This window comes from Paenalkalicoccus suaedae, assembly GCF_006965545.2.
Taxonomy (GTDB): Bacteria; Bacillota; Bacilli; order Bacillales; family Salisediminibacteriaceae; genus Paenalkalicoccus; species Paenalkalicoccus suaedae.
Window position 1 is genome coordinate 530858 of the sequence record NZ_CP041372.2, and the last position, 19160, is coordinate 550017.

The window sequence follows — 19160 nt, forward strand, 5'->3', positions numbered from 1 at the left end:
GGGTTGCCTTTATGACAACTCACAAAACAAAGCAAAGCTCATCCATGTTTGAGCTTGGAGACGGGCGCATGTCTGAGCAGGACCGACACGAGATTCTATCCGATCTTGCACAAGAGATGCAGGGGAAGCAACAAACATTTTTAGGCTATCAGGTCAATCAGGAGCTAGACTATTCTGCCTTCGCTCCTTTTTTAAACGTGCACATTAATAATGCAGGTGATCCGTTCACTCCAGGGAATATGACAATGAATTCGAAGGAGATGGAGAAAGCAGTACTCGATTACTATGCGGATCTATGGAATGCTAAAACACCTCATCAAAATACAACAGGTGATTCCTACTGGGGGTACACACTTTCCATGGGTTCAACCGAAGGAAACGTGTATGGAATTTGGAATGCTCGTGACTATCTCGGTGGGAAAGTCCTTCTTTCAGATCCAGAGGCTGAAGAAGTGGCTCTTGAAGCAAGTAAGGATGGCGGAGCTAAAAAAGCTCCAGTTGGAGTAGCTTATCAGCAGGGCGAAATGGAAAACGGTAATGAGAATGCCTTCCGTCCTATTGCTTTTTATTCTCAAGACACCCATTACTCGATCGTAAAGGCAATGCGCGTCTTAGACTTTACTACATATTACGATCAAGCAGTTGCCACAGGCGAAGAGTGTCCACTCGTCTATCCAGACGACTTTCCCACAGGATTTTCTTCCAAATACATGGGAAAATCAGGCTGGCCATTAGAAGTCCCATCAAACGATGATGGTAGCATCCACATTCCGTCACTTGCAAAGCTTGTGACCTTCTTTGCTGAGCGCGGTCATCCAATTTTTGTCTGCTTTAATTACGGTACCACCTTTAAAGGTGCCTACGATGATATCGAATCAGCGGTAGCGGCACTCGTACCAATCCTTAAAGAGAACGGTATGTATGAAAGAGCCGTGACCTACGAAACAGATGATGCGGTCAAGACGAGTACGCGCACGGGCTATTGGTTCCACGTGGATGGTGCACTCGGTGCAGCCTACATGCCATACATCGAGAAAGCAATCGACGCCGGCGAGTTAGAGCTACCAGAAGATTTTGCCTACCGACCATTTGACTTCCGCATTCCCGAAGTCCACTCCATTACCTGTAGCTTCCACAAGTACGCAGGGCTACCGTTCCCGAGCGGTATTTTTATGGGTAAAACAAAGAATCAGCTCCTTCCACCTGATGATCCGATGTACATTGGATCGCCCGACACTACCTTTGCGGGATCCCGTAATGGGTTAGCTGGTATGATGATGTGGGACTTCTTAGCGAAGCATAGCGAAGAGGACCATATTGCTCAAGTTGTGAAGAACGAGGAAGTCGCAGCCTATGCCACTCTTCGTTTACAAAAGCTTGAAGAAGAATTAAACAGTACGCTATGGGTCGAGCGATCTCCGCTTTCGTTGACGCTCCGTTTCAAACGACCAAGTGAAAAAATCATCTATAAATATTCGCTGTCCTGCGAGGAGCTCTATGTAGACGGAGCAAAACGAGGCTATGCGCACATTTTTTGTATGAACCATGTAACAGAGGATTTGATTGATCAACTGGTTGAGGATCTACGAACACCTGGCGCTTTTCCAGAGCAGATGAAGGTAGAAAGAGACGAAGATGCTCATGACGAGCATAATGTCTACTCTCCGACTATCGGTAAGAGCTTTAAATAACATCCTACGTTTAAACTCTCGTTGAATCGGCTACATGTTAACAGAATGCTGATAAAAGGAGTGGAGATACATGAATGTTATTGTAGTTGGTGCAAACGGACAAATCGGTAAACAGGTCACGACGCTCCTACATGAGCACGATGATCACGAGGTTACTGCTTTAGTACGCAAAGAAGAGCAACAAAAAGAGCTGGAGTCTAAAGGGATTCGTAGCACGCTTGCCGACTTAGAAGGCTCTGTAGATGAGTTAACGGAAGCGGTTAAAGGTCACGACGCTGTTGTATTTGCAGCAGGTTCTGGTGGTAGTACTGGCCCAGATAAGACGTTGTTAATTGATTTAGACGGCGCTGGTAAAACAGTAGAAGCGGCTAAAAATGCCGGAGTTGAGCGCTTTATCATGGTAAGCGCGATCCAAGCAAACAACCGCGAAAACTGGGGCGAAAAGATCCGCCCATACTTTGTCGCAAAGCACTATGCAGATAAAGAAGTCCTGCAAAGTGGATTGAACTATACAATTATTCGCCCAGGAAGTCTTACGAATGACGAAGGCACTGGTAAAGTATCAGCTGCATCGAACTTAGATCGAGGCGATATCCCACGAGCAGACGTTGCTAAGACGATCGTTGCATCTATTTCAAATGCAAAAACGTTCAACAAATCGTTTGACCTCGTTGCGGGAGACCATTCTGTCGACGACGCGCTAAGTAATATATAAATGTTAAGAGCCCAGCAGGTTTAGTCTCTGCTGGGTTTGTTTTTGGTTGAGGGAAGAGAGACGGAAGTGGGAAGTCCAAAACCTTGGAGTGAGCAATATAAAAGGGAAGAGACGTGGGCGAAGTCCATAACGTTGGAATGGGGCACATAAAATTGAATTAGGGAACATAAATTTAGGATTAGGAACATAACACAGAAATGCGGAACATAAAAATAGGAGAAGTCCATAACTTTAAAACGGGGCACATAAAATTGAAATAAAGCACATAACTTCAGTATAGGGAACATAACCCCAACATGAAGGCACATAACTTTTATAAAACAAGCTATAACCTCAAACAAATACTCTATTTATACATACATATGAAGAAAAAACCGCAAATCTTACCCTCAACTAGCGCGATAAAACCAAACATCCATAGAATACAGGTGAAATTCGCGCATAAAGCCACTCATGTGCCTATTCAATCAAAAAAGTTCATTACTTCACAATGAAGCGCGAAAACGATCATCCAGACTATTCTGAAACATGAAGCCCCTTATACTCGTATATAAATAAAGCACTATACATGATTCCGTTGTTGAGGGGGTGACGCGATGAAACGTTTATATACATGGATGGATGTGTTTGCTTTTCTCATTTTTTTCGCTATTTCTATCTATGTATGGAGGATTTATCCTACACTACCTGATCAGGTTCCACAACATTTCAATGCAGCTGGAGAGGTGACTTCGTGGGCTAATAAAAGCTCTCTCCTTGGACTTTTAGCTATTTACTTAGCGATGATCCTCTTACTACTTCTACTCCAGATTTTCTTACTTAAAAAGCAAGAAGACCCTAAAAAAGCGATTCAGTTTATTAACATCCCATTTATCGAAAAAGACAAGCTCACGTTCGAGCAAGCGGAAGTAGCACGCACGTATTCAAAACTTATGATAAGCCTTTTAAATCTTCTTATTAGTTTTATGTTTGCATATCTTCTCTATTCACTCGTGCAAACGGCTTTAGGCTTACAAGAGGGGCTAAACGAAATGTTTCTTATTTATATTTCATTAATCGTATTGGCACCAATTTATATTAGCTATAAGATGGTCCGCCAAATTAATTCTATGAAGGAGGAATTGCGATGAGCGATTACACAGTACGAGAATTTATTCAAAAAACAAAGCGTGACACAAGGGATAAGGATGCCTTTGACTTGCAGACAGATCGTATTTTAGAGGTTAACTTAACTTCTTCTCTTTGGGCGAAAATAGGGTCGATGATTTCGTATACAGGAGATATTAAATTTACTCGAGAGGGCGTTTTTGAGCACGGGGTTAGTAAGATGCTCAAAAAATCGTTTACTAGTGAAGGAGAGGACCTCATGAAGGCAGAGGGGCGTGGAACGTTGTTTCTCGCCGACGACGGTAAAAAAATCACGATCTTAGAGCTTGAGAACGATCAAATTACGATAAACGGCAACGACATCTTAGCATTTGAACCGACAATTGAATGGGATATTAAACTAATGAGGAAGTTAGCTGGAGCGATGTCTGGCGGCCTATTTAATATTGAGCTTGAAGGATACGGAAAAGTAGCAATGACAACGCACTACGAGCCACTCACGCTCATCGTTGAACCTGGTAAGCCCGTCATGACAGATCCTGGAGCAACAGTCGCATGGTCCACTAATTTAAAGCCTGAGTTTCGGACGGACGTAAGCGTCAAAACGTTCTTAGGACGTGGAAGTGGTGAATCCATTCAGATGGAATTTGAGGGAGACGGCTTCGTTATTGTCCAGTCAAAAGAGGAATAAGCTTCTTGCGCCTGCTTTTTAAAGGATGCCTTAACTAGCGCGAGAAATACGAACAAATTTAAGACAGAGTGGCCTTTCGCGCATGAAGCTCTAGTATGCGGATGTACGATGAGAGAAGTCCATACGTGCAGAATGCAGCACATAAAAATAAGAGAAATCCATAACTTTAAAACGGGGAACATAAAATTGAAATAGGGAACATAAAATTAGAATGCGGAACATAAAAGCAGAATAGGGAACATAACTCTAAAAAAAGATCACATTCCCACAAAAAAAGCGGCTGGATTGAACACTTCCAGCCGCTTTTCCTCTGTTACCCATATTTTTTCTGATGTTCACGTTTTTGTTCTAAGTATTCTTCGTCCTCGCGCACGGTTATCCACTTCTCCTCAAAAATTTCAGCGGAGCGAGCTTTTTCTTGATCAATCTGTCTGTCCACTACCTCGCCATCTTTGTCGTACTTGCGACCACCTTTATAGTTGGCGTAACGTCTAGATCTCGTGTAGCCCATTTGGATAAACTTTCGGGCCATGTCCATTCCAACAAAATCGTCTTTCTTTTTATAATCTAAAAACATGTTATACAGCGTGTCCGCTGATTCTTGCGCGATGTCCGGAGTTTTAAAGCGCCAGTGTGGTAAGAGCTCGCTTTTATAGGGCTCAACCATTAATACGCCCTGCTCACCACGTCCAACCTGATACCTTTCTGGCTCTTTGCGAAAATCAATTTTATCAAAGTCAACATCGTAATCAAATGCCATTCTATCACACCCCTTATGGAAGTGGTTCCCTTTTTTCTGTACCTTATAAACGTTAAAACGTGTCGGAACTTTAGTTCATGTTTCTACCATGGAGATAGTTGGAATGGGTAAACGAGAGAGAACGACTCATACTAAGACAGGTCACTGACCACGAATTAAAGGAGGGCGTTGACATGGGAATCATGAAAGGGAATCCGCGGAACGAGCCAATGCATTACGGTGAGGTCTTTAGCACGTGGATGTTTGTATCTGGTGCGAAAGCAATGGTAGCAGGGTATCAAACATTTGTGAATCACTGTGGTGATGAGGATCTGCGAAGCATGCTTAAGGAAATCATTGAAGAAGCGAAGCGAGAGGAATCACAGCTCACTAACGTATTAAAAGAGAATGAGGTTGGGTTACCGCCGAGTCCTCCAGAAAGACCGCTTGCAAGCACAAATGATATTCCAGTCGGAGCGAGGTTTAATGATCCAGAAATTGCGGCGGCAGTATCACGCGATTTAGCAAGTGGATTAGTTGCCTGCAGTACAGCGATGGGGCAATGTACTCGTGAGGATCTATGTCTATTGTTTGGACAAATGCACACCGAAAAGGCACAGCGCGGCATTCGTCTTCTTCGCTTAACAAAAGAAAAAGGATGGTTAATTCCGCCTCCCCTTCATTTGGAACAGCGCGAAGGAGTTCCTTCATAAACGTATCAGCGAACCTTCGAGAGCTTATTTAGTTATAAAAACTGAATAAGTAAAGACACGAGAGCCATGCAAATGCTCTCGTGTCTTTTATGCTTTATTAGTGTATGAGTAGTTCTAATTCGATTTTAGTAACCATTTTTTGTGGGTAAGAAATCGTGAAATATTCTAAGAGAAATGTGTAAATTAAAATAGAGATAAGCATACCTGTATAAGTATAATGGCATAGTAGAAGTTAGATTATACAAGAAATACTGGTCCTTTTATCTTCTAAAAACCCATAAATTAGTATGTTGTAGGTGCTAGAAGTATTCATACAAATCATGTGCAAAGTTTTAAAATCTGTGAATCGGTAATATTAACACCACAGGATCCTGTTAATTTGTAAAACTACATGCAGTAATTTAAGTAGTTAAGCTATGGAGGTGAATTCATGAACGCAGGCTTACGATTTATTGTTGGTTTATTCGGTCTTATCAATTTACTATTCGTTATCGCTATGATTTTGACACTAACTGGCACATATCTTGTCTTTGATGCATTGTTAGCACTTCAACAACAATCAGAGGTATTTTGGATTTTAATCGGTGTACTTTCATTCTTAGGTTTACTATCACTGATTTTCTTCCTAACGAGCTTTAAAAGTAGTGGTAAAAAAGGATTTTCTAGTCAATCCTTGAATGTGTCTACTACAAGTGGTGAGATTGGAATCTCAAGACAAGCAATTGAATCAACCGTTATGCGCACAGTTAGGACTGTAGATGGCATTCGATCGGCAGACGTGTCTATTCGCATCGCAAATAAAGAAGAATACGTAGATGTTTACATTAGCTATACGCCGTTCGGAGATCATCCTGTTCAGCAAACAGCAAAGGCACTGCAAGATCGAGTGAAGACGGAGCTCGAATCATGGCTAGAGATTTCGGTTCGTGAAGTTCGAGTCGAGATTCAAGATAAATCAAATGCGGAGAAGAAAAACCGCGTCGTTTAAGGAGGGAAGCTGATGAATAACCAAGAGGTGTTCAAACGCTATCGAGGTCGAATAATAGGTATTATTCTTGCGGTTATCTTTAGTGTCCTGTATCTGACCATTGGGTTAGGCTATACGATTGCGGTCTTCGTGATTGTATTAGTGGGATACTTGATTGGTAAATGGTATGACCGCGATTTAGATATTGGTGCTTACTTGGAGGCTTTATTTGGTCGCCGAGATTAAGTAAATAAATGATAAAACAAACTTTAACGAAAAGGGGAATTTTATTATGGCACAGCAAAATGTACGTTCAACAGAAAAAACACCGGAGCAACTACAACAGGAAGAAAGACGTAATCAAGAGCCAGAACGTCGCGACAAGTTAACGTTTGATGATGATGTAATCAGAAAAATTACTGCGCTCGCTATTAATGAAACCAATGGTATTTTAGGTATGAGTGGAAGTGTTTTCGAAGGGCTTCGTGAATCGTTTGGAGCAGATGAGAAGATCACAAAAGGTATTTCTGCGGCTGTAGGTGAAAAGCAAGTAGCGTTAGATATCGATGTCATCATCGAATATGGACAAAAGATACCTGATGTATATAAATCTGCAAAAGAAAACGTCGAGTCTAATATTACACACATGACTGGACTAGAAGTTGTAGAGTTCAACATGCATGTATCTGACATTCTCACACGTGAAGATTTTGAGAGCAGAAACTCTTCTTCCTCTAACACGCGACGAGACCGTGTAGAGTAAAACGAAGACGTTTATAACAATAGAGTAAGATGAAAAAACGACCGTAGCGAAATGAATCGCGCGGTCGTTTTACTTAGTTTACCTAGCATCGCTGTTATCCAATTGTTACGAAACCTTAAACGCCGTAATTTTATCACGCATGGATTCAGATAGCTTCGCTAAGTTTGCGGACGACGATGCGACTTCCTCCATCGATGCTGTCTGCTCTTCAGCAGATGCTGCAACAGTTTGCGTGTTGTCAGAGACCGTCTCCGCTTCGCGTGAGATCGCCGCCACGTTTTCGAGCATCGCATTCGCACGTGCACTACTCGTGGACAAGGAGTCAGACACTTCCGTCATTTGAAGGGAGACGCTCTTAACAAGCTCGGTAATTCCTTTAAAGGCTTTACCAGCCTGATCAACAAGCTCGACGCCATCGTTTACAGCCTGGCCACCTTTTGCCATCGACATAATCGCATTCTCAATGTCGTCTTGAATATCTTTAATGACCTGCTCGATTTCGTTAGCTGCATTACCAGATTGCTCCGCAAGCTTACGGACTTCATCTGCTACAACAGCGAAGCCTTTGCCGCTCTCACCAGCGCGGGCTGCCTCAATAGCAGCATTCAAAGCAAGTAAGTTTGTTTGCTCAGATAATCCAGTGATAATAGATACAATACCGCCGATTTTATCGGATTTAACTCCAAGTGCCGCGATATGGCCACCACTTTCATCGGAGTAATCATAGATGTTGCGCATTTGCTTAATCGCTTCATTAATAACCTGCATCCCATTCTCCGCTTCTTGCTCCGATTTAGCTACAGAGTTATTAGTCGTTTGGACAAAGGTTGAGACCTCATCCATGGTGTGAGATACATATTCAGCTGTTTGCTGCGTTTCTTGTGAGCTCTTAAGCTGTGTCTCCGTTCCTGCAGCTACCTCTTGTATCGCAGAGGAGATTTGCTCAGACGCAGAAGACGTTTGCTCTGCGCTCGCATTCAATTGTTCTGCAGAAGCTGCAAGCTCAGCCGAAATCCCATTCACGTCTGTAACTAATGATTTAATTTGCTCGGTCATCTCATCCATTGCAAGAGATAGCTGACCGATTTCGTCCTTGGTATTGCGGTTAAGTGGTAAGACGAGTAAATTACCTCTTGTGATCTCACGAGCGTGTTTAACAACTCGATGAAGGGATTTAGATACTTGCTGACTAAACCAGCCAAATAATAAAATACCGACTATAGTAGCTCCAGCAAAAATACCGAGGAAGCTCCATGAGATATTCGCAATAGAGCTTTGTGCCTGTGCACTAGCTGCTGCTGCTTCGGACGAAAAGATGGATTCAAGCTCCATAATATAGCCATACGTTTCTTCTCGTAGGTTAGTTAGTACATTAATTTCTGAAGCTGATTGAACAGAACTAGTTGTAATTCGGCTCGCAAGCTCGTCAAAGAGATTATTTTGTTGAACCAGTGTATCATATAGAGTGCGTTGTTCTTCTGTTGTTAAGTATTCAGAAACTTGCTGAAGGTTACTGAGTAATGCTGTACTTTCTTGCTCGTAGTAGTCTGCGTCAAAATTATTAGACATGACTCCGTCTGCTACAATTATGTATTTGGAACGAAATAATGCACCAATATCACTTACTAAAACTGCTTGCTGACTTCGTACTTCCTGCTCCTGAATATCATTTGTTGTCTCATTCAGTAATAGGAATACTGCTACAGAGCCGATCATAAATAGTCCGATTACGACACCGAAAACAGCTAACATTTTCGTACGAAGTTTCCAATTCATTATAGTTTTCATCCCACCATCGTCCCCCTGCTTCCAAATATCCATCAATCTTATAGTTAATAGTACCTAATATTTATTTTTTATACAAGGTGTTTGTTGAGAAATCTGACTATATGAATAAAAATACCTACCTTTTTATTATAGAAGATGCGGTATAATGACGGTTAGTTAATGGAGGTATTTATTTTTATGAAAAACATTGCCGGCATAAGCCTAAGCATAGGGATCGCTGTAATAGCTTCATTTATTGGAGCAAAGTTCCCTGTTGTCGGTGGAGCTGTTATTGCTATCTTTATAGGGATACTTATTCGCAATACAATTGGTTTATCTGGGATTTTTTCACCAGGAGTATCCTTTACGTTAAAAACGCTTCTCAAGGTCGCTATCGTTTTATTAGGGTTTGGTTTTAGTTTTCAAGCGTTAGCTAGTACGAAAGGCATAACTATTGCTATTGTGTTACTCTCCTTTGCCATCGGCTTTGGACTAACGTTCTTATTAACAAAAATAGCGAAGCTTCAAGGGGCAACTCCGCTACTAATTAGCGCAGGGACAGCTATTTGTGGAGGAACAGCAATTGCATCGACTGGGCCAGTACTTCGGGCGCGCCAAGACGAGGTAGCGTATGCAATGAATACGATTTTTCTATTCAATGTGCTTGCTGTCTTGTTTTATCCGATACTCGGGCAACTGATAGGACTCTCAGGCGAGCAGTTTGGCGTGTGGGCAGGAGCTGCAATTCACGATACATCATCTGTTGTAGCTGCCGGATATTCGTTTAGTGATGAAGCTGGTGAAGCGTCCGTCGTGGCAAAGCTTGCTCGCACACTTATGCTCGTTCCAGTCGTCTTTCTGTTTGCACTCTGGACGTCTATTTCTCACGCGCAAAAAGAGCCTGAAATCCCTGTTGTAAAATCTGCGATAAAAGCATTCCCAGTGTTTATTCTCTTTTTTATCGGTGCAGTAACGATTCAGAGCACAGCACCACTTCCGCAATTGTTTGTCGATGTATCAGACACGATTGCCAAATTCCTGATCGTCATGGTGATGGTCAGCGTAGGACTGGGCACCGACCTACGACAAATGAAGCAGGCGGGTCCTACAGCCCTGCTCATTGGATTTATCTCTTCGATCGTCATGGGTGGCGTGAGTCTATGGCTCATTCTTCTCTTCCTTTAAGAAAATAGGGGAACGGTGCATCAAAATAGTGTTTGAGGTGAAAGTATGGATATTAGTTTATTTATTTTAATAGCGGTAGGGACACTCGTCCTCGTTTTAACCGTATCGACAGTAGTAGGGGTTATTTTTTACAAAAAAGCGAATAAGTCAGAAGAGCATAAGCTACATACGCAACAAGCAGAAGCTATGGTAGAGGAAATTATGCCGGAGCTTCAAAATGGCTGGATTGAAGTGCGCTTTCTCTTATCAGACTCGTCTGATCAGGTAACGTTAAAACTATTAGACCATGAGGTTACTTCTCTACAAGTTGGTCAAACTGGTGTCGTCACCTATCAGGATGATCGGTTTTTAACATTTGTAGAAGCGTCGTAAAGAAGGGGAGACAACATCATGAAATGGGTAAAGCGCATAGCGCTTATTATAGTAAGTTTAGTGATTCTTGCTGTTGGAGGATTTTTAATATGGACGCAACTAACCTATGATGCCACAGCCGAGATAGAATTGTTATACGGCGAGACACAGCCAAGTGGGGAAGATTTGCTCACATTTTCACCTAATGAAGCGAACGGACAGGGAATCATTTTGTATCCAGGAGCAAAGGTAGAACCAGAAGCATATGGCGTGATTGGATCTAGGCTCGCAGAGGAAGGGTACACCGTTTTTATTCCAAAGGTGACATTGAATATCGCCTTCTTTGACATTAATAAAGCCGAGGAGATTCAGGCTGCTCATCCAGAGATTCTTACTTGGGTGGTCGGTGGGCATTCTCTAGGAGGAGTAGCGGCCGCCTCATTTGCCTATGAAAATGAAGTAGCTGGCGTCTTCTTTTTAGCTTCCTATCCGCAAAGCAGCAACGATTTCTCAGAGACAGCAACACCTATGATCTCCATTTATGGAGAAGACGACGGACTAACTTCTCCGGAGGACATAGAGAGCTCGCGCCCACTATTCTCGGACGAAGCTATCTTTTATGAAATTGAAGGAGGAAATCACGCACAGTTTGGCGTGTACGGCGAGCAACGCGGTGACAACCCTGCATCTATTACGGTAGCAGAACAGCAAGAGGAAGTTGTGAATGCGCTGTTGAATTGGTTAGAAGAATTTTAGAGGGTTATATAGATGAACGCAGGTACCAGGCCTTGTGCTGGTACCTGTTTTTAATTGGGTGAGGGAGGTGGATACGTAGATGGGAACTGAGCGCGAAGTCCATAACGTTGAAATAGGGAACATAAAATTTGGATAGGGCACATAACTTTGGAACGGGGAACATAACTAGGCTGAAGCTGAGCACGAAGTCCATAACTCTGAAACGAGGCGCATAACTTCGAAATGCGGAACATAAATAGTTTAGAACTTGGCACGAAGTCCATAACTCCTATCAAGTGCGTTATTTCCTATACGTTTTAAAGAGAAATCCAATTAATAGAACCTCAACTAGCGCGAAAGTTAACATTGTCTTTCAGATACAGTGGCACTTCGCGCATAAAGCAATGGTCATGCGCGCTTTCAATAAAAGAAGTCCATAACTTCGAAATGTGGCACATAAAATCTAGATCAGGAACATAACTCAAGAACAGGGAACATAACCAGGCTGAAGCTAAGCACGAAGTCCATAACTCTAAAATTGGGCACATAAAACTCAAACAAGGAACATAAAGTCCAAACAAGGAACTTATAATCAAACCAAGGCACATAACCCAGACCCTCACACAAAATCTACACTCCACACTCACTCCAACCCACAAAAAAGAAGCCAGCAGCTAAGCCTGGCCCCTTCCGATAGTATTATCCCGCTATTTTTTACATGTCACAACAAGCTCTTTCGACTCTGTGGAAGCGGGAGTTCCTTTATAGTCCTCTGCAAGCACTACCTCAGTAAAACCGGTCTCTTCTAGTAACCTCGTAATAGTAGCTTGATCAAAAAGTCTTACCTGAAAATCTTCTAGTTCCGAATCTAAGAGCTTACCGTGCTGGAAATGCTCATAGCGATGAATGGATCTGAGTACACTCGTATTTTCGTCAAAAGAGGCATAAAAGCCAGTAAAGACGATTTTATCTCCATTATCTTTATCCTGGACACCACCGAACGTCGCCCCAAATGTATCTGGAATCTCCTTTAACGTGCTGACTTCAAAGACGAACGACCCTCCATCTGACAGGTGCCGATAGAGCCTGGAGAGACTTTGGCGCAAAGCAGCTTCATCTGTGATTAATCCGAGAGAGCCGGACGGAATGATGATTAAATCGTAGGTCGACTCGAGCTGAAGGGTCTCTAAAGATTGTTTATGAATGCGAGGCTCAACGCCAAGTCTTGCTGCCTGAGTCTCCAATGCCTGCACCATAGAAGGCGATGCATCGACGCCTGTTACTGCATGTCCCGCCTGCATGAGAGGGAGCATGAATCTTCCTGATCCGCTCATGGGCTCCAATGTCACAGAGGCTTTCTCCACATGCTTCAAATAAAATGCATACGCCTCTTCAGGTGGGTGCGGCTTGTCTAAATCATAGTATTCCACGCACAGTCTCTGATACATTTCCATCTAATTACCTCCACAAGTCTTTTTAAATCAGTACCCGATCATTTAAAGCTATTAAACATCTAGATCCTTTTTGATTTGTCAGAAAATATGTCGATATTTTTAAGCAAATTGTTCGGTAGTTACATATTCATGTGTTAAACTAGTATTATGACACATAAAATGGAGGGATAGCATGGAATTTGTGGATCCCATTTATGATGTGAAGGATATCCGTAAGCTAAAGCTTGCCTTAAAGAAAAAGTCCCCACGAGATTATTTACTCTTTGTCTTCGGAATCAATACAGGCCTTCGTATTAGTGAGCTTCTCCCTTTAACCTACGCAGATGTTTTAACAGAGAATAAATGTATCAAAACTGAATTAAACAAGGAGGAGCCCGTGATTCTTATCAATCATTCGATGAGAAAAGCGCTCCAATGCCAAATGGAAATGCTCCCGTCTATTGAATTAGACAATTACTTGTTTGCCTCACCAAAAACAGGTATGCCGATATCTAGGCAGCAGGCCTATCGAATGATTCACACAAGTGCTAACCAGGTTGGCATCGACGCACGTATTGGTACACATACGATGCGCAAAACATTTGGCTACCATGCGTATCGAAAGGGCATCGCGATCTCTCTTATTCAAAAGCGACTTCACCATGCAAGCCCAGCAGAAACGATGAAATATATTGGATTAACAAAAAAACTTGCTCCGCGAATTGACGTAGAGCTTTAAAAGGAGGTTTGCCAATGATCTTTAATAATTTAGGACTCGACGCTGTTGTACTATTAGGTGGTCTCGTTTTAATTGGAGGAGTCATAGCGGCTAAGTTCTCTACGCGAATAGGACTACCTTCTTTAATTCTCTTTATCTTACTTGGGATGTTAATTGGTAGTGAAGGACTCGGACTTATTTATTTTAACAATCCGGAACTGGCGCAATTAATTGGTATTTTCGCCCTTGTTATTATTTTGTTTGAGGGTGGTCTTCAAACGAAATTTTCGACAGTTAGAAGTGTCGTTGTACCATCTCTATCCCTTGCCACGGCGGGTGTTATCATCACGTCCGGTATTGTCGGATATGTTGCCTATTTACTTTTTGATGTCTCCCTCCTTGAAGGTTTATTGTTTGGTGCCATTGTTGGCTCCACGGATGCTGCAGCAGTATTTGCAGCACTTAAGGAGAGAAACATTAAAGCGAAAATGGGTGCAACGCTTGAAGCGGAATCAGGAACGAACGATCCGATGGCTGTATTTTTAACGGTCTCCTTTATTGAACTTATCTTGTTACCAGACACGAGTGTTTTCTCGCTCATTCCATCCTTCTTCTGGCAGATGGGGGCAGGACTCGTGATTGGACTTGGAGTTGGTAAGCTTGCTTCCTTCTCTATTAATAGAATCAATTTAGATTCCAGTGGTTTGTATCCGATTTTTTCGGTAGCTTTTGCGCTACTTACGTATAGCGTAGCCTCCTCGCTTGGGGCAAGTGGATTTTTAGCTGTATATGTAGCCGCTCTTGTCATCGGTAACTCCGAGCTTACGTATCGTTATTCGATCTTTCAGTTTAATGAAGGATTTGCTTGGATGGCCCAGATTGGAATGTTCATTATCCTTGGACTTCTCGTCTTCCCATTAGACCTCGTCTCCCTTGAAGTAATCGGAGCAGGACTACTCCTATCTATCGTGCTCATCTTTATTGCTCGACCAGCAGCGGTATTCCTTTCCACAATAGGGATGAAGTACACCACGAAGGAAAAGCTCTTTGTCTCTTGGGCAGGTCTTCGTGGAGCGGTTCCGATCGTCCTTGCTACTTTCCCAATTGTTGCGGGTCTAGAGAATGGGCAATTTTTCTTTAACGTTGTCTTTTTCATTGTATTAACTTCTGCGTTAGTTCAAGGTACAACGATTTCGTTATTAGCTAAAAAACTACATCTGACTGGTCCTAAAAAGGATACGCCTCACCATTCTATTGAGCTTATATCGATGGGCAAGGCGAATGCCGAGATGGTGCAGTTCCAGGCCAATTCGGATTCATCGATTGTTGGTCAGCGTCTCCGTGAACTGAATTTTCCTAACAGGGCAAATATAAGTGCGATCGTCAGGAACGAGCAGCTTATTACGCCTTACGGAGAAACGATGATTAAAGAGGGAGACTTCTTGTACATTCTCGTCTCAACAAAGTACAAGGATGAGTTGAAGCAGATCTTAGAGCAAAAAAAGGTAAAAGAGACAAAAGCTGTTCAAACGACATAGGACAAAAAGCAAATGTACAAAGCAAATAAAGTAACGTATACTTGAGACACACAACAGAAAAGCGTCATTAGGTGCCTTTTGGACTCTGATTTAGGAGCGCATAAGGTTAAAAGGGAAGTCGGTTAAAATCCGACGCGGTCCCGCCACTGTAAGCGAAGAGGTCTTCACGTAGCCCACTGTGCATCATGCATGGGAAGGGGTGATAAACCTGCGATTCGCAAGCCAGGAAACCTGCCTACATGATAGTATTAAACACCTTCGAGGAAAAGGATGTTTAAAGTGCTCAAGGTTCGTGCGTGTAGTAGCGCATGTCGGAAAGTTACCTGCATTTTATTCATAAAGCGCATCCTCTTTAGGATTAGCGCTTTTTTGTTGTAAAAAAGGTGATGAGAGGGAGAGAGTCATGAAAAGAGCAACGATTTTAGCAACAGCACTACTCGTAACATTGACTGCGTGTGGGGACAACGAAGCAAATACGCAAAATGAAGCAGTAGACAATGCAACAAATGAGCAAGGGAACGAGATAAATGAACCTGCGAATAATGAGCCTTCTGATAACAACGAAACAAGCGTTTCTGAAGAAGAAGTTAATGAAGAAGACGCTACGGGCGAGTTCCCTGTAACAGTCACAGATGCGTCAGGCGAAGAAGTAACAATCGAAGAAGAGCCAGAGTCCATTGTTTCGTTATTACCTAGTAATACAGAGATCGGTTTTGCACTTGGCTTAGGAGATAAATTTGTTGGAGTAACGGAATATTGTAATTATCCTGTTGAAGCGTCAGAAGTTGAGTCAATTGGTGCGATGGATGTCGATGTGGAGCGCATTCTAGAGCTAGCACCTGATCTAGCACTAGTAGCCGAATATCATGCTTCGAGCAACCCGGAGATGCTTGATCAATTCGAATCGGTCGGCATCGACGTACTCGTCGTAGATGGTGCGAATTCCTTTGACGAAACGTATGAGATGATCTCTATCATTGGAGAAGCAACAGGCACCGATGACGTAGCAGAAGAAATTATCTCTGACATACAGGCACAGGTATCTGATATTGAAGAGCTATCTGCGAATGTGGAAGAGACAAAAACAGTGTGGGTGGAAGTAGGACCATCACCTGAAATTTATACAACAGGAACAAATACATTTATGCACGAGATGTTAGAAATCATCGGGGCAGAGAACGCTGCTGGAGAATTTGAAGGATGGGTAAATCTTTCAGAAGAAGAAATTATTGCTCTGCAGCCAGATACGATTGTGACCACCTACGGTGATTATATTGAGGATCCACTTCAAGAAGTAACAGGACGTAACGGTTGGCAGGAAGTTCCTGCTGTGATGAACGAAGATATCCATGATGTGGACAGCGACATGGTCACACGTTTTGGTCCGCGACTTGCAGATGGTCTCCAGCTCGTAGCAGAGGCTGTCTACCCGGATGTTTACAATCAATAAGCGAGTAATTATTTACCCGTTGGCATGTCTGTTGATGCTTATCGCCATGCTTACGGGTCTTTTTTACAGTAGCGTCACCGTGCCAATTTTAACGATCCTACACATTTTGGCAGAAAATACGGTCGGTACTGGCTTTTTAGCAGACGTACCAGGTAACGAACAAGCGATCATATGGGATATACGTACACCGAGAATGCTGTTAGCCTTTTTTGTTGGAGCGTCATTAGCTCTAGCAGGTGCAGCCTTTCAAGGCCTATTGCGTAACCCATTAGCGGATCCTTATACAATTGGAGTCTCTTCTGGTTCAGCACTTGGAGCAGTAAGCGTGATTTTTCTCCAGCTTAGCTTCCTAGGGGCATTTACATTGCCAATTGTCTCGATTATTAGTGGATTTATCACCCTATTTATTGTGTTTGGGCTAGTACGATTAAGTAGCCGTCAAATGGCTGTTGAAACGATTATTTTAGCAGGAATTATCGTAAGTGCATTCATAGGGTCGATTCTCTCTTTAATTATTGCTTTAGGAGACCAGGACTCCATGACACAAATTATTTACTGGCTTTATGGCTCTGTTGGGATGCGAGGCTGGAGCTATGTGCAACTGCTTCTACCGTTTTTCTTAGTAGGAAGTATTATGCTACTCGCTAAATATCGCGAGCTAAACGCATTTGCATTGGGCGAGGAGCAGGCGAGCTATATCGGAGTTAACGTGCAGCGTGGGAAATCGATGATTTTAATCGGTGCCTCCTTACTTACAGGCTCAGCGGTTGCAGTCTCCGGCACAATTGGATTTGTCGGACTTGTTATTCCTCATTTGGTCAGGCTGTTAGTGGGACCAAATCATAAGCATGTGCTCCCACTGTCTATGATTACTGGAGGCACATTTTTAGTGATCGCAGATATTATTGCTCGAACCGTCATCTCGCCAAGAGAACTTCCGATAGGCGTCATAACCGCGCTTGTAGGGGCGCCAATTTTTGCTTTATTACTCGTTCGTAGCCGGCTGGCAAGAAAGGAGGGAGGAGCATGATTGAAGTAACTAACTTGTACGGTGGTCACATGCAAAAACCTTTTATTAAAGACGTGTCTTTACGTGTAAAAAAAGGGGAGTTTTTTGCATTAGTAGGACCGAACGGTAGTGGCAAAACCACCTTATTTAAGCTGTTGTCGGGTGGATTACAAGCCACTTCCGGAAGCGTTCGAATTAATGAGCACCCGCTTAAGGACTTAGATAGACAACAATTAGCTCAAACTCTTGCAGTTCTTACGCAAGAAACGACGATGAGCTTTGACTATAGTGTGTATGAAATTGTGGAGCTTGGCAGATACTCCTTTCAGCAAGGGTTATTTAAACGTCTCGTACAGGAAGACCGCCGAATTATTGCAGATGTCATGCAACGCACCGGCGTCTGGGAATTCCGCGATACGCCGTTTTTATCTTTGAGTGGTGGTGAGAAGCAGCGAGTGTTGCTTGCAAAAGCGCTAGCACAGGAGCCAAAGATTCTTTTATTAGATGAACCAACTAATCATTTAGACATGAAGCATTCCTTTGATTTACTAGGTCTTCTTAAAACATGGCAGGATACGCGTGACTTAACGGTCGTTGCTATTTTGCACGATTTAAATATTGCCTCTCTTTACGCGGACCGAATTGGCGTCATGCAGCAGGGGGAGCTAGTCGCTAATGGAGATGTTGCCATACTTGAAGATAATGCGTTATTGGAGGACGTTTACGGTGTTCGAGCAACCGCACACGCTCACCCTGCCATTGCACGTACGCAATTAGTCATGAATCCTGCTCATTTAGAAATAACATCTCCATTCGCATTTGATATCGTGAGGGACCCTCAAGCTGTTCATGTTCATGCTGAGGAACCAATGCGTTCTTTATCAACAGCTGCAGTTGGTAGTGGGATCGGCTGGACACAGGATTTTGTGAATATATCGGAATCAGCTGGTGATGTGCAAACTTGGATGCAAGAGCGCCAATTAGATCGCCATGTGTCTGTTATGAGAACGAGCCAAACCATGGATCTAACGGTGATGAAGGAAAGTCGCTCTCCAGATGGAGTGGCTGTCCGAGTGATGGCCACAGCATCTAAAAAGCATGCAAAGGACGTGTCTTCATGGCGCCCGCCTTCTGAAGAAAAAAGTGACGCAGGCACGATTAATGTGATGGTTTTTATTGATGGGTATTTGTCTGACAACGCTCTTCTTAAAACAAGCTTACTTATAGCTGAAGTGAAGGCGAAAGCATGTATGGATGCAGGATTAGTAGATGAGGATACAGGCACTTCTGCAACTGGTACGTATTCGGATCAATTAATTATTGCGTCAACCCAATCTCGCATGGAGTCCGAACATGTAGACTTGCATAGCCTTATTGGACCTCTTACGTATGAGGTTATTGCAGAGGCTCTATTAAAAGATGAAGAGGCTAACATTTAGAGGATGAAGTGAAGTGAAGAAGACGCAAAGAATGATAGTGCGTCTTCTTCACTTTTTTTGTGTGTCATGGGTTTATTGGCTGGCAGTTGATTCAATAGATCGATGCGTTTGGTGGGGGAGTGTTTGGTAGAGGGCAGGGAAAACCACGC

At 42.9% G+C, this 19160-nt stretch carries 19 protein-coding genes and 1 riboswitch; of the genes, 16 read left to right on the forward strand and 3 right to left on the reverse strand.

Annotated elements, in window-relative coordinates; all coding sequences use genetic code 11:
• Positions 1 to 11 precede the first annotated feature (11 nt).
• From FLK61_RS03170 to FLK61_RS03185, 4 genes are all read left to right on the forward strand, one after another.
• Entirely contained in the window at positions 12 to 1691 is a 1680-nt protein-coding gene (locus FLK61_RS03170) for a pyridoxal-dependent decarboxylase (RefSeq protein WP_176008086.1), read from the forward strand.
• A 70-nt stretch (positions 1692 to 1761) separates the two neighbouring features.
• On the forward strand, positions 1762 to 2406 hold the full coding sequence (locus FLK61_RS03175; RefSeq protein WP_176008087.1) for an SDR family oxidoreductase: 645 nt from the start codon (positions 1762 to 1764) through the stop codon (positions 2404 to 2406).
• A 596-nt stretch (positions 2407 to 3002) separates the two neighbouring features.
• Entirely contained in the window at positions 3003 to 3536 is a 534-nt protein-coding gene (locus FLK61_RS03180; RefSeq protein ID WP_176008088.1) for a DUF1648 domain-containing protein, read from the forward strand.
• A complete protein-coding gene (locus FLK61_RS03185; protein WP_176008089.1) occupies positions 3533 to 4204 on the forward strand; it encodes an AIM24 family protein in 672 nt (223 codons plus the stop codon). Before FLK61_RS03180 ends, FLK61_RS03185 begins: the two co-directional genes overlap by 4 nt.
• Before the next feature lie 313 nt (positions 4205 to 4517).
• Here FLK61_RS03185 and FLK61_RS03190 read toward each other — a convergent pair whose 3' ends face one another.
• Positions 4518 to 4964 carry a DUF4385 domain-containing protein gene (locus FLK61_RS03190; protein ID WP_176008090.1) on the reverse strand — a complete coding sequence of 149 codons (447 nt, stop codon included), beginning with the start codon at positions 4962 to 4964 and terminating at the stop codon, positions 4518 to 4520.
• Between the two features lie 173 nt (positions 4965 to 5137).
• On the opposite strand from FLK61_RS03190, the gene FLK61_RS03195 reads away from it, so the two are divergent.
• From FLK61_RS03195 to FLK61_RS03210, 4 genes are all read left to right on the forward strand, one after another.
• On the forward strand, positions 5138 to 5656 hold the full coding sequence (locus tag FLK61_RS03195) for a DUF3231 family protein (RefSeq protein WP_176008091.1): 519 nt from the start codon (positions 5138 to 5140) through the stop codon (positions 5654 to 5656).
• 430 nt (positions 5657 to 6086) lie between these two features.
• The gene (gene amaP, locus FLK61_RS03200; RefSeq protein WP_176008092.1) at positions 6087 to 6644 is read left to right on the forward strand and encodes an alkaline shock response membrane anchor protein AmaP; all 558 of its coding nucleotides are present in this window, start codon (positions 6087 to 6089) and stop codon (positions 6642 to 6644) included.
• Positions 6645 to 6656: 12 nt separating this feature from the next.
• Positions 6657 to 6869 (forward strand): DUF2273 domain-containing protein, encoded by a 213-nt coding sequence (locus FLK61_RS03205; RefSeq protein WP_176008093.1) that lies wholly within the window; start codon positions 6657 to 6659, stop codon positions 6867 to 6869.
• A gap of 46 nt (positions 6870 to 6915) precedes the next feature.
• Complete coding sequence (locus FLK61_RS03210) at positions 6916 to 7386, forward strand: Asp23/Gls24 family envelope stress response protein (RefSeq protein WP_176008094.1); 471 nt, start codon at positions 6916 to 6918, stop codon at positions 7384 to 7386.
• A gap of 105 nt (positions 7387 to 7491) precedes the next feature.
• On the opposite strand, the gene FLK61_RS03215 is transcribed toward FLK61_RS03210, so the two are convergent.
• Positions 7492 to 9162, reverse strand: coding sequence for a methyl-accepting chemotaxis protein (locus FLK61_RS03215; protein WP_176008095.1), 1671 nt, complete (start codon positions 9160 to 9162; stop codon positions 7492 to 7494).
• A 189-nt stretch (positions 9163 to 9351) separates the two neighbouring features.
• Between FLK61_RS03215 and FLK61_RS03220 the strand changes: the two genes are divergently transcribed.
• From FLK61_RS03220 to FLK61_RS03230, 3 genes are read left to right on the forward strand one after another with little or no spacing between them, the layout of a single operon-like run.
• On the forward strand, positions 9352 to 10338 hold the full coding sequence (locus FLK61_RS03220) for a YeiH family protein (protein ID WP_176008096.1): 987 nt from the start codon (positions 9352 to 9354) through the stop codon (positions 10336 to 10338).
• 45 nt (positions 10339 to 10383) lie between these two features.
• Positions 10384 to 10710 (forward strand): hypothetical protein, encoded by a 327-nt coding sequence (locus FLK61_RS03225; RefSeq protein ID WP_176008097.1) that lies wholly within the window; start codon positions 10384 to 10386, stop codon positions 10708 to 10710.
• Positions 10711 to 10728: 18 nt separating this feature from the next.
• Entirely contained in the window at positions 10729 to 11445 is a 717-nt protein-coding gene (locus tag FLK61_RS03230; RefSeq protein ID WP_176008098.1) for an alpha/beta hydrolase, read from the forward strand.
• Positions 11446 to 12131: 686 nt separating this feature from the next.
• Here the strand turns inward: FLK61_RS03230 and FLK61_RS03235 are convergent.
• Positions 12132 to 12878, reverse strand: a complete 747-nt coding sequence (locus FLK61_RS03235; protein WP_176008099.1) for a class I SAM-dependent methyltransferase — start codon at positions 12876 to 12878, stop codon at positions 12132 to 12134.
• A 172-nt stretch (positions 12879 to 13050) separates the two neighbouring features.
• Here FLK61_RS03235 and FLK61_RS03240 point away from each other — a divergent pair, with 172 nt between their 5' ends.
• The 5 genes from FLK61_RS03240 (at position 13051) to FLK61_RS03260 (ending at position 19011) form a co-directional block, all read left to right on the forward strand.
• Entirely contained in the window at positions 13051 to 13596 is a 546-nt protein-coding gene (locus FLK61_RS03240; protein ID WP_176008100.1) for a tyrosine-type recombinase/integrase, read from the forward strand.
• 14 nt (positions 13597 to 13610) lie between these two features.
• The gene (locus FLK61_RS03245; RefSeq protein WP_176008101.1) at positions 13611 to 15113 is read left to right on the forward strand and encodes a potassium/proton antiporter; all 1503 of its coding nucleotides are present in this window, start codon (positions 13611 to 13613) and stop codon (positions 15111 to 15113) included.
• A 52-nt stretch (positions 15114 to 15165) separates the two neighbouring features.
• Positions 15166 to 15367: riboswitch (cobalamin riboswitch) on the forward strand.
• 149 nt (positions 15368 to 15516) lie between these two features.
• Positions 15517 to 16563 (forward strand): ABC transporter substrate-binding protein, encoded by a 1047-nt coding sequence (locus FLK61_RS03250; RefSeq protein WP_176008102.1) that lies wholly within the window; start codon positions 15517 to 15519, stop codon positions 16561 to 16563.
• Positions 16547 to 17593 carry a FecCD family ABC transporter permease gene (locus FLK61_RS03255; protein WP_249777667.1) on the forward strand — a complete coding sequence of 349 codons (1047 nt, stop codon included), beginning with the start codon at positions 16547 to 16549 and terminating at the stop codon, positions 17591 to 17593. Before FLK61_RS03250 ends, FLK61_RS03255 begins: the two co-directional genes overlap by 17 nt.
• Positions 17590 to 19011: an ABC transporter ATP-binding protein gene (locus FLK61_RS03260; protein ID WP_176008103.1), complete on the forward strand. Its 1422-nt coding sequence runs from the start codon at positions 17590 to 17592 to the stop codon at positions 19009 to 19011. Before FLK61_RS03255 ends, FLK61_RS03260 begins: the two co-directional genes overlap by 4 nt.
• Positions 19012 to 19160: the final 149 nt, after the last annotated feature.

Bases quoted from the DNA above. Each gene is read 5' to 3' on its own strand.
- FLK61_RS03190 (WP_176008090.1), bottom strand. From the start codon at position 4,964: ATGGCATTTGATTACGATGTTGACTTTGATAAAATTGATTTTCGCAAA.
- FLK61_RS03175 (WP_176008087.1), top strand. From the start codon at position 1,762: ATGAATGTTATTGTAGTTGGTGCAAACGGACAAATCGGTAAACAGGTC.
- FLK61_RS03205 (WP_176008093.1), top strand. From the start codon at position 6,657: ATGAATAACCAAGAGGTGTTCAAACGCTATCGAGGTCGAATAATAGGT.
- FLK61_RS03195 (WP_176008091.1), top strand. From the start codon at position 5,138: ATGGGAATCATGAAAGGGAATCCGCGGAACGAGCCAATGCATTACGGT.
- FLK61_RS03235 (WP_176008099.1), bottom strand. From the start codon at position 12,878: ATGGAAATGTATCAGAGACTGTGCGTGGAATACTATGATTTAGACAAG.
- FLK61_RS03215 (WP_176008095.1), bottom strand. From the start codon at position 9,162: ATGAATTGGAAACTTCGTACGAAAATGTTAGCTGTTTTCGGTGTCGTA.
- amaP (WP_176008092.1), top strand. From the start codon at position 6,087: ATGAACGCAGGCTTACGATTTATTGTTGGTTTATTCGGTCTTATCAAT.
- FLK61_RS03210 (WP_176008094.1), top strand. From the start codon at position 6,916: ATGGCACAGCAAAATGTACGTTCAACAGAAAAAACACCGGAGCAACTA.
- FLK61_RS03255 (WP_249777667.1), top strand. From the start codon at position 16,547: ATGTTTACAATCAATAAGCGAGTAATTATTTACCCGTTGGCATGTCTG.
- FLK61_RS03260 (WP_176008103.1), top strand. From the start codon at position 17,590: ATGATTGAAGTAACTAACTTGTACGGTGGTCACATGCAAAAACCTTTT.
- FLK61_RS03245 (WP_176008101.1), top strand. From the start codon at position 13,611: ATGATCTTTAATAATTTAGGACTCGACGCTGTTGTACTATTAGGTGGT.
- FLK61_RS03220 (WP_176008096.1), top strand. From the start codon at position 9,352: ATGAAAAACATTGCCGGCATAAGCCTAAGCATAGGGATCGCTGTAATA.
- FLK61_RS03170 (WP_176008086.1), top strand. From the start codon at position 12: ATGACAACTCACAAAACAAAGCAAAGCTCATCCATGTTTGAGCTTGGA.
- FLK61_RS03230 (WP_176008098.1), top strand. From the start codon at position 10,729: ATGAAATGGGTAAAGCGCATAGCGCTTATTATAGTAAGTTTAGTGATT.
- FLK61_RS03225 (WP_176008097.1), top strand. From the start codon at position 10,384: ATGGATATTAGTTTATTTATTTTAATAGCGGTAGGGACACTCGTCCTC.
- FLK61_RS03240 (WP_176008100.1), top strand. From the start codon at position 13,051: ATGGAATTTGTGGATCCCATTTATGATGTGAAGGATATCCGTAAGCTA.
- FLK61_RS03250 (WP_176008102.1), top strand. From the start codon at position 15,517: ATGAAAAGAGCAACGATTTTAGCAACAGCACTACTCGTAACATTGACT.
- FLK61_RS03185 (WP_176008089.1), top strand. From the start codon at position 3,533: ATGAGCGATTACACAGTACGAGAATTTATTCAAAAAACAAAGCGTGAC.
- FLK61_RS03180 (WP_176008088.1), top strand. From the start codon at position 3,003: ATGAAACGTTTATATACATGGATGGATGTGTTTGCTTTTCTCATTTTT.